Source organism: Mycobacterium sp., assembly GCF_051006775.1.
Classification (GTDB): Bacteria; Actinomycetota; Actinomycetes; order Mycobacteriales; family Mycobacteriaceae; genus Mycobacterium.
The window spans coordinates 1-8125 of sequence record NZ_JBPCSX010000041.1; the positions used below are offsets into that span (position 1 = coordinate 1).

Here is an 8125-nt window from a genome sequence, read left to right on the forward strand (position 1 = left end):
TGGTGATTGCACCGGTGAAGATCTTGGCGAGCACATCACCGCTGACGGCCACGTTGTCGACGCCGGGCAGGTTGTAGGCCAGCGCCACCGGGCCGAAGACCAGCGGGAGGTTCCAGGCCGGGTTGTCCGCGCAGCGCTTGGCCGCCTCGGCCGGCTGATCCTTGGACAGCGGCGAGTCCGAACCGGCGAAGTCGACCTGGCCGGCGATGAACTGGTTGACGCCCGCGCCCGACCCGGTCGGGTTGTAGGACAGGTTCTTTCCGGCGCACTTCTGGCCCCACACCTGATTGAACACGGCGATCGCGTTCTGCTGGGCGGTCGAACCTTCCGCGCTCAGGGTGTTCTTGCCCCCGCAATCGGCGGCGGCCGAGGCGCTGCCGGACTGGGTTCCCGACGCAGTCGACGACGCGGTGGTCGAGTTCTTGTCGCTACCGCATGCACTGAGCGCGAGGATCGCCGCTGCCGAAGCCGCCACACCGATCGCTTTACCGAAGCTGGTCACCGATTACCTCTTTCTGCAGAGTCTCTGGGGTCGAGCGAAAACTATGCGGTGGTGGTGGCCAGTTCGGGCACGGATGGTTAACGGGAGGTGAACAGCTCGCCGATGCTCAGCGCGGTGCGTATGCGGTGTCCACCGAGTCGGTGGTGAAGCCCAGCGCCTGATATGTGCGCAGGGCAGCCGCGTTGTCGGATTCGACGTACAGCATGACCTCGGGCCTGCCGGCCTGTCGCAACCGGTGGGCGAGATGGTCGATGCCCACCAGGGTCAGCGCACGTCCGAGACCACGGCCGTGCTCGGCGGGATCGACACCCACCACGTACACCTCACCGAGTTCGTCGCCGTGAATCTTGGTCCAGTGGAAACCGAGGACGTGATCACCGGTCTCATCGGTTGCCAGGAACAGACCGTGGGGATCGAACCAGACCTCGCCGATGCGATCGGCGATATCGGTTTCCGACCAGCCGCCCTGCTCGGGGTGCCAGGAGAAGGCGGCATTGTTGACCCGCAACAGTTCGGCATGATCACCAGCCCCGGAATAGGTTCGTATCCGGATACCTTCGGGCACAGCAACTTCCGGGATGTCGCACAGCGAGCGGCGCATCCGGATCAGCTCCCGGACGGAGCGCAGACCCATCGACTCGGCCAGCGCACGGGCAGCCGGTACCGTGCCGTGCGCCCAGAGGCGGACCAGTCCGCCGGAGTGCGCGACGGTGGCATCCACCATCGCGCGACCGATTCCCCGACGACGGGCGTCGGGTGCCACCACGAGTTCAGCCGTCGCATCGGAGCCGTCACGCCCGGGGTTCAGATTGAGGTAGCCCACGGCCTCACCGCCGTCGACGGCGAGCAGATGTTCCGAACCTTCCTGCGCCAGCTCCCGCAGTACCTGCTCACCGACCGGCGCCACCCCGTCGGCGTCCCGGGCCGCTGCGATCAGCCTCCGCACGGCCTCCTGCTGCGCCGGCGATAGGGCGTCATGCCAAGCGAAGTCGGTCACTGATGCAGGGAATGCGACATGGCGTCCTCGGCCAATTCGCTATCGCGGTCGGCGTCGGCGGCCTCCGCCGAGCCGTTGCGGCCGCGCGCCGGGCGTACCGCCTTGTAGCCGACATTTCGCACGGTGCCGATCAGAGCCTCGTACTCCGGACCGAGCTTCGCCCGCAGTCGCCGCACATGCACATCGACGGTGCGGGTGCCGCCGAAGAAGTCATAGCCCCACACCTCCTGTAGCAACTGCGCGCGGGTGAACACCCGGCCGGCATGCTGAGCGAGGTACTTCAGGAGCTCGAACTCCTTGTAGGTCAGGTCAAGTGGCCGGCCGCGAAGCCGGGCCGTGTAGGTGCCCTCATCGATGAGGAGTTCACCGAGGCTCACCTTGCCGACGCTCTCCTGGTCGACCACGCCGCCGCGGCGGCCGACCAGCAGCCGCAACCGCGCGTCGATCTCAGCCGGACCGGTGCCCGGCAGCAGGATTTCGTCGATACCCCAGTCGACATTCACCGCGACCAGGCCGCCCTCATTGACCACCGCGACGACGGGGACCGACGAGACGGTGGTGCCGAGCAACCGGCACAGCCCCCGGGCGGCGGCCAGATCGGTGCGCGCATCGACGATCGCGATATCGGCCGATCCGGCCTCCAACAACGACGACACCTCGGTCGGCACGAACCGCACGTTGTGCGCCAATAGCGCCAACGAGGGCAGAACCGACTCAGGGCTCGGGTCGACAGTCAGTAGCAACAGGTCCAACGGGAATCTCCTGGTTTGGGCATCACTTTAACCCGCGACCTGCCGTTTCGGCGATCCGCGCGGTCTGCGACAGGGGTGGGTGAGAATGTCCCGGTGCGAAAACTGCTGACCGCTGTGGGCATCCCGGCCATCGCGGTCGTCCTGGCCGGGGTCGGCGTGGACTTCGGCGCGGCCATCTACGCCGAGTACCACCTGGCCCGCAACGTCCGGTCGGCCGCCGGGTTGCAGTTCGACCCGTGGGTGGCCATCCTGGGCTTTCCGTTCATCCCGCAGGCCTCCCGCCGGCACTACCACGAGCTGGAGATCAAGGCCGGCGGAGTGCCTCAACCGGTGGCGGGACAGGTCACCCTGGAGGCCACGATGCACGACATCGACCTGCGCCAGGCCTCCTGGCTGCTGCGCCCGGACGCCGACCTGCCGGTCGGCGAACTGGAGAGCCGAATCATCATCGACTCCCGCCGGGTCGGGGAATTCATCGGGATCAAGGACCTGACCATCGAGGCCCCGGCCGCCGACACCAACGACTCGACCGGCGGCACCACCGAATCCGGCATTTCCGGTAACAGGGGCCTGGTGTTCACCGGCACACCGACCGCGGCGGGGTTGGACAAACCGGTCAGCGTGACCGTCGACCTGTCGCTGGCCGGCCCCGACCAGAGCACCCTGGTGTTCACCCCGACCGGTGTGGTGACCGGGCCCAACACCGCCGACCGGGGGGTGCCCGATGACCGTCGCGCCGCGGTCCTGAGCGCCTTCGCCGCCAGCATGCCGGGGCAGCGACTCCCGTTCGGCCTCGCGCCCACCAGTGAGGGCGCGCGCGGGTCGGACATCATCATCGAGGGCATCGCCGAGGAAGTAACCGTCCGTCTGGATGGTTTCAACCAGTCATGAACGCCGCATCCGCCGCCGCAGTCGCCGCGATCACCGCCGCCCTGAGCCTGGCGGCCCTGTTCGGCGTGCTGCACAACCGGCGCCACGGGGTCCTGCGTGACACCACGGCGGCGCCGGCGGTGGACACCACCGAGTTGGGGCTGTCCGACACCGGCCCGACGATCGTTCACTTCACGGCCGTGTGGTGCGGACCCTGCGCGGCGGTGCGCCGCGTGGTTGACCAGGTCTGCGCTGCGCTACCCGAGGTCGTCCATGTCGAGATCGACATGGACGCCAATCCCGCTGTGGCGCGGAAGCTCTCGGTGATGTCGCTGCCGACGACCTTCATTTTCGACGCTCAGGGACAACAGCGTTATCGCACTGCGGGGGTGCCCAAAGCGGCCGATCTCAAGGCCGCCCTGGACCCTCTGCTGGCCTGATCGGGTGGTAGTTGGGTACGCTCTTACCTGTGACCGCCCGTCTTGAGCTCCTGCTCACCAAGCGCCGCGCAGTGGACCTGTGCCGCCTTGCGGGTTGTTGCTGTTGTTGCTGTAGCTGCTGAGTAGCCGCGGTCCGCACTTTTTCCGGTTTCTTGCCGGTCCGGCCGCCGCCCAGCAGACACCCGGTCTGCCTCGTCCAGCCCTGCCCAGCAACAGGAGATATTCATGTCGACAACCTCAACTCCAGCCGGCCTGCAGTCCGGCGCCATCGGCGCAGTCGATGTCCGCGGCCCGCGCTTCGCCGCCTGGATCACCACCGCCGTCCTGCTGGCGGTACTGGTGGTCTCCGCGGTGAGCATTCCCGCCGCCGCGACCTTGCTCGCGGTTCAGGCGAGCGTCTTCGCGATCGGCGCTGCACTCGGCCCGCGCCGACACCCCTACGGCCTGATTTTCGCCACGTTCGTGGCACCCCGGTTGAGCCCGGTCACCGAGCGTGAGCCGGTGCCGCCCCTGCGGTTCGCCCAGCTCGTCGGTCTGATCTTCGCCGTCGTCGGCGTCGCAGGATTCACCCTCGGCGCTCCCCTGCTCGGGGTCATCGCCACCGCCTTCGCGCTGGCTGCCGCCTTCCTCAACGCAGCGTTTGGCATCTGCCTGGGCTGCCAGATCTATCCGCTGGTCGCCCACCTCCGCCACGCCCGCTCTTAAGCCCACTCCTAAGCCCGCGCTAAGCACCGAGAGGATCCCTCATGGGTTCTGCACATAACCAAACCGCAACCCTGCCGGTCGGGGTGGATCTGGCCCGAGAGACGGTGATCACCGGACGGGTGGTCGACGGATCGGGTCAGGCCGTCGGCGGCGCATCGGTACGACTGCTGGACTCCACCGAGGAGTTCACCGCCGAACTGATCGCCTCGCCCAGTGGTGATTTCCGTTTCTTCGCCGCACCGGGCACCTGGACGGTGCGGGCACTGTCGGCGGCGGGAAGCGGCGCCGCCCGACTCACTCCGATCGGGGCCGGACTGCACGAGATCGACGTCAAGGTCGCCTGACGGCTCGGTCTACGACTGCGCCCGCCGGCAGAGTTAGACTCGGCGCCGTGATCCTCTTCTTCGAGATCCTGCTCGTGCTGTCCGTCGTCGTGATCACGTGGTTCGCCCTGTACGCCGTGTACCGGCTGATCACCGACGAGTCCTGAGCCGATGACGTCGGGCGATATCGCCGGCAGCGGCGATCGTGCGGTGGCGGCCGCCGCCGAACGGGCCAAAGAAACCGCAGCGCGCAACATCCCGGTCTTCGACGACATTCCGGTGGCCGACACCGCGAACCTTCGTCACGGCGCCGATCTCAACGACGCACTGCTGGCCCTGCTGCCACTGGTCGGTGTGTGGCGTGGCGAGGGCGAAGGCCGCGACCGCAACGGCGACTACCGGTTCGGCCAGCAGATCATCGTCTCCCACGACGGCTCGGATTTCCTCAACTGGGAGGCCCGTTCCTGGCGGCTCGACGACGCCGGTGAGTTCCACAGCCCGAGCCTCCGAGAGACCGGCTACTGGCGCTTCGTGCACGACCCGGCCGATCCCGACGAGTCGGCGGCGATCGAACTTCTCCTCGCCCATTCCGCGGGATACATCGAGTTGTTCTACGGCCACCCGCGCAACCAGTCGTCGTGGGAGCTGGTGACCGACGCATTGGCGCGCAGCAAGTCCGGAGTCCTGGTCGGCGGCGCCAAACGCCTGTACGGAATCGTCGAGAACGGTGACCTCGCCTATGTCGAGGAACGCGTGGACGCCGACGGCGGTCTGGTGCCGCATCTGTCAGCGCGACTTTCCAGGCATATCGGATGACGCGGACACTGACCCCGCTGGCTCTGGTGACCGCAGCGGCCGCACTACTGCTCGTCGGGTGCTCATCGAAAACAGAACCCCCGCAGCCGTCAACCACCGCGCCGTCATCTCCCGCCGCACACGGCACGCTGGCCGATTGCCTGCACACCCACGGCGTTCCCGAATCTGCCGGTCCCGCAGCGGTTCTCGGACCTCCCGACGGTATCGACCCGGCGATCTGGGATCAGGCGATGCAAGCCTGTTCGACCTTTGCGCCCGGTCCCGCCGGGTCCTGACACAGGACAGCCCCCGAGCCTTGGTAATCCAGTTGGACCAACCGGAAGCTCGGGGGCCGGGTAGCTGCCTGGAATTCGCCAGCGCGCTGGAGAGCGCAGGTGATTTCCGGCACCTGGTGCTGCTAGCGGGCAGCCACCTCACATGTCCTAAAAGTACTCAAAATTCCGGACCACCTCCTTTCCTGTGTACCGCCGACGGTACCGGCGCAGTACCGGTTGCGCCAAGGGTTTTTCGCGTTCAGCGATCGCTGATGATCGCGGCGTCGACCAGTTCGGAGATGTCGGGAACGTCGGAGTCCGATCGCAGCCGGCGGCCGTCGAGGGTGTGGACCCGGGCGCCCAGGGTAATGCTGGACACCAGCCAGATCCCCCGTGCCGCGTCGAGATCGGCCGGACGCAGCGCCCGGTAGCCGCAGTCGTAGCCCTTCGCGGTGGCGACGTCGAACAGTGCCTGCTGGGTGGTGCCGGACAGAATCGGGTGCGAGAGCGGCGGACTGAGCAATCGCGGACGTCCGGCTTCCTCGGTGACGATGACCACCGTCGACCGCGGCCCCTCGAGGATGTAGCCGTCGGAGCTGACGAAGATCACATCGTCGGCCCCGCGGGCGGCGCCATGTCGCACCGCCGCCATGTTCACCGCATACGAGAGTGTCTTCGCGCCGGCGAGAAGCCAGGGCAGGTCCGCGATGCCGGCGACCGGTAGACCGCGGCCGAGTAACACCGCGGACACCCCGTCGCGGCGGGCCGCGGCCACCCGGTCAGCGACCGGATTGATCATCAGATACGCCGTGCCGTCTTCGTGGGCGGTCGCCGCGCCGCTCTCCCTGCCCCGGCTGTAGACCAGACGCAGCGCCCCCTCGGCCGCTGTCTGGGCGTTCCACCGGCCCACGGCGACCGCGATCGCCCGGCGCCAGTCGGTCAGATCCGGTTCAGGCAGATCCAGCATCTGGGCGGAGCGCACCAATCGGCGCAGATGTGCCTCCACCAGACAGGCCCGACCGCCGCGAACCAGCAGGGTCTCGAAGACTCCATCGCCGCGCACCGCGGCCAGATCGTCGGCGAACAGCATCGGCTGACTGGGATCGCGCACATCACCGTCGAGGGTGACGCGCACCGAAGGCTGGCTCGGCATGACGTCACAGCCTAATGACCGGCTCGTAGAGTGGCAGGGATGACAGCCGTTCCCACACCCGTTGGTTCGCCCGATGCCGGCGTGGCGTGGCACTGCGGCGACCCGTTCGGGGAGCAGCGCGCCGCCCAGGACGGCGCGGTCGTGGTGGACCGCTCGCATCGCCCGGTGATCACCATCACCGGACCCGACAGACTCAGCTGGCTGCATGCGATCTGCACCCAGCATGTCGCCGATCTCGCCGACGGTGCCTGCACCGAGAACCTGAGCCTGGACGGCCAGGGCCGGGTCGAGGACCACTGGCAGCAGACCGAGCTCAATGGGACCTCGTACCTGGACACTGAATCATCCCGTGGCGCAGAGCTTTTCGCGTACTTGACGAAGATGGTGTTCTGGTCCGATGTACAACTTGCCGCCGCTGATCTGGCGGTGCTGTCCCTGATCGGTCCGAAGCTGACCGACGCGGGCGTCCTCTCCGCACTCGGACTGGACGCGTTGCCGGCCGAGTCGACAGCGGTGGCGTTGCCCGGCGGCGGGTTCGTGCGCCGGATGCCGTCGGCCGCGGGTCAGACCGAGGTCGACCTGGTGGTGCCACGGGACCAGAAGGACGAGTGGCTGCAACGTCTCACCGGCGCCGGTGTGCGCCGGGCGGGGGTGTGGACCTATGAGGCCCACCGGGTGGCCGCGCAACGCCCGCGACTGGGGGTCGACACCGATGAGCGGACCATCCCGCACGAGGTGGGCTGGATCGGCCGCGCGGTCCACCTCGACAAGGGCTGCTATCGCGGTCAGGAGACCGTGGCCCGGGTTCACAACCTTGGTAAGCCGCCGCGGATGCTGGTGCTCCTGCACCTCGACGGTTCCGGTGAGCGGCCGGCCACCGGGGATCCGGTGCTGGCCGACGGCAGGGTGGTCGGCCGGTTGGGCACCGTCGTCGACCACGTCGACCTCGGCCCCACCGCCCTGGCCCTACTCAAGCGGGGCATCCCGGCCGGCACCGCGTTGACCACCGGCGGTGAGCACCTGGTCGCCGCTGAGATCGACCCCGACTCGCTACCCGCGGCCGACGTGGCCGGGGCGGGCCGACTCGCCGTGGACCGTCTTCGCGGCCGCTGAGACCGCTACTCGCCGTCAGCCGAACGGGCCTGGGGGCAGTTCGCGGTGCGGCACGGTAAAGTAACCGGCAGGACACATACGACACTGATCCGGAGCCGCCTGACTTCAGGCCGCTCCGTTATTGCGCGAGGGGGTTCCCCCATGGGCCGCGGCCGGGCTAAGGCAAAGCAGACCAAGGTTGCCCGAGAGCTGAAATACAG

General features: G+C 68.1%; 13 protein-coding genes. 9 read left to right on the top strand and 4 right to left on the bottom strand.

All coding sequences use genetic code 11. The features are described 5' to 3' along the window. The 3 genes from ACR2JI_RS02945 to ACR2JI_RS02955 form a co-directional block, all read right to left on the bottom strand. Positions 1-502 (bottom strand): substrate-binding domain-containing protein (locus ACR2JI_RS02945; RefSeq protein WP_526387860.1); only part of this gene is annotated, 502 nt, incomplete at its 3' end. A gap of 106 nt (positions 503-608) precedes the next feature. After that, positions 609-1499, bottom strand: coding sequence for a mycothiol synthase (gene mshD, locus ACR2JI_RS02950; protein ID WP_526387862.1), 891 nt, complete (start codon positions 1497-1499; stop codon positions 609-611). After that, entirely contained in the window at positions 1496-2251 is a 756-nt protein-coding gene (locus ACR2JI_RS02955) for a winged helix-turn-helix domain-containing protein (RefSeq protein WP_526387864.1), read from the bottom strand. The genes mshD and ACR2JI_RS02955 overlap by 4 nt, the downstream gene beginning before the upstream one ends. Before the next feature lie 75 nt (positions 2252-2326). Here ACR2JI_RS02955 and lmeA point away from each other — a divergent pair, with 75 nt between their 5' ends. From lmeA to ACR2JI_RS02990, 7 genes are all read left to right on the top strand, one after another. Beyond that, positions 2327-3142, top strand: a complete 816-nt coding sequence (lmeA, locus tag ACR2JI_RS02960) for a mannan chain length control protein LmeA (protein ID WP_526387866.1) — start codon at positions 2327-2329, stop codon at positions 3140-3142. Then, positions 3139-3561 (top strand): thioredoxin family protein, encoded by a 423-nt coding sequence (locus ACR2JI_RS02965; protein ID WP_526387868.1) that lies wholly within the window; start codon positions 3139-3141, stop codon positions 3559-3561. The genes lmeA and ACR2JI_RS02965 overlap by 4 nt, the downstream gene beginning before the upstream one ends. Positions 3562-3590: 29 nt before the next feature. Beyond that, a complete protein-coding gene (locus tag ACR2JI_RS02970) occupies positions 3591-3683 on the top strand; it encodes an Ms5788A family Cys-rich leader peptide (protein WP_526387870.1) in 93 nt (30 codons plus the stop codon). A 103-nt stretch (positions 3684-3786) separates the two neighbouring features. Beyond that, complete coding sequence (locus ACR2JI_RS02975; RefSeq protein ID WP_526387872.1) at positions 3787-4266, top strand: DUF4395 family protein; 480 nt, start codon at positions 3787-3789, stop codon at positions 4264-4266. A gap of 41 nt (positions 4267-4307) precedes the next feature. Next, entirely contained in the window at positions 4308-4610 is a 303-nt protein-coding gene (locus tag ACR2JI_RS02980) for a DUF1416 domain-containing protein (protein ID WP_526387874.1), read from the top strand. Between the two features lie 150 nt (positions 4611-4760). After that, positions 4761-5405 carry a nitrobindin family protein gene (locus ACR2JI_RS02985; RefSeq protein ID WP_526387876.1) on the top strand — a complete coding sequence of 215 codons (645 nt, stop codon included), beginning with the start codon at positions 4761-4763 and terminating at the stop codon, positions 5403-5405. Continuing rightward, entirely contained in the window at positions 5402-5680 is a 279-nt protein-coding gene (locus tag ACR2JI_RS02990; protein WP_526387878.1) for a hypothetical protein, read from the top strand. The genes ACR2JI_RS02985 and ACR2JI_RS02990 overlap by 4 nt, the downstream gene beginning before the upstream one ends. Positions 5681-5918: 238 nt before the next feature. Here the strand turns inward: ACR2JI_RS02990 and ACR2JI_RS02995 are convergent, their stop codons facing one another. After that, positions 5919-6812 (bottom strand): aminodeoxychorismate lyase, encoded by an 894-nt coding sequence (locus ACR2JI_RS02995; protein WP_526387880.1) that lies wholly within the window; start codon positions 6810-6812, stop codon positions 5919-5921. Positions 6813-6851: 39 nt separating this feature from the next. Here ACR2JI_RS02995 and ygfZ point away from each other — a divergent pair, with 39 nt between their 5' ends. Both ygfZ and ACR2JI_RS03005 read left to right on the top strand, forming a co-directional pair. Continuing rightward, positions 6852-7925: a CAF17-like 4Fe-4S cluster assembly/insertion protein YgfZ gene (ygfZ, locus tag ACR2JI_RS03000; protein ID WP_526387882.1), complete on the top strand. Its 1074-nt coding sequence runs from the start codon at positions 6852-6854 to the stop codon at positions 7923-7925. A gap of 141 nt (positions 7926-8066) precedes the next feature. Beyond that, positions 8067-8125 (top strand): DUF3073 family protein (locus tag ACR2JI_RS03005; RefSeq protein ID WP_355033544.1); only part of this gene is annotated, 59 nt, incomplete at its 3' end.

What these genes read in the sequence shown, in the direction of transcription:
- ACR2JI_RS02990 (WP_526387878.1), top strand. Translation starts at nt 5,402, where the DNA reads ATGACGCGGACACTGACCCCGCTGGCTCTGGTGACCGCAGCGGCCGCA.
- ACR2JI_RS02965 (WP_526387868.1), top strand. Translation starts at nt 3,139, where the DNA reads ATGAACGCCGCATCCGCCGCCGCAGTCGCCGCGATCACCGCCGCCCTG.
- ACR2JI_RS02995 (WP_526387880.1), bottom strand. Translation starts at nt 6,812, where the DNA reads ATGCCGAGCCAGCCTTCGGTGCGCGTCACCCTCGACGGTGATGTGCGC.
- ACR2JI_RS02985 (WP_526387876.1), top strand. Translation starts at nt 4,761, where the DNA reads ATGACGTCGGGCGATATCGCCGGCAGCGGCGATCGTGCGGTGGCGGCC.
- ACR2JI_RS02980 (WP_526387874.1), top strand. Translation starts at nt 4,308, where the DNA reads ATGGGTTCTGCACATAACCAAACCGCAACCCTGCCGGTCGGGGTGGAT.
- ygfZ (WP_526387882.1), top strand. Translation starts at nt 6,852, where the DNA reads ATGACAGCCGTTCCCACACCCGTTGGTTCGCCCGATGCCGGCGTGGCG.
- ACR2JI_RS02975 (WP_526387872.1), top strand. Translation starts at nt 3,787, where the DNA reads ATGTCGACAACCTCAACTCCAGCCGGCCTGCAGTCCGGCGCCATCGGC.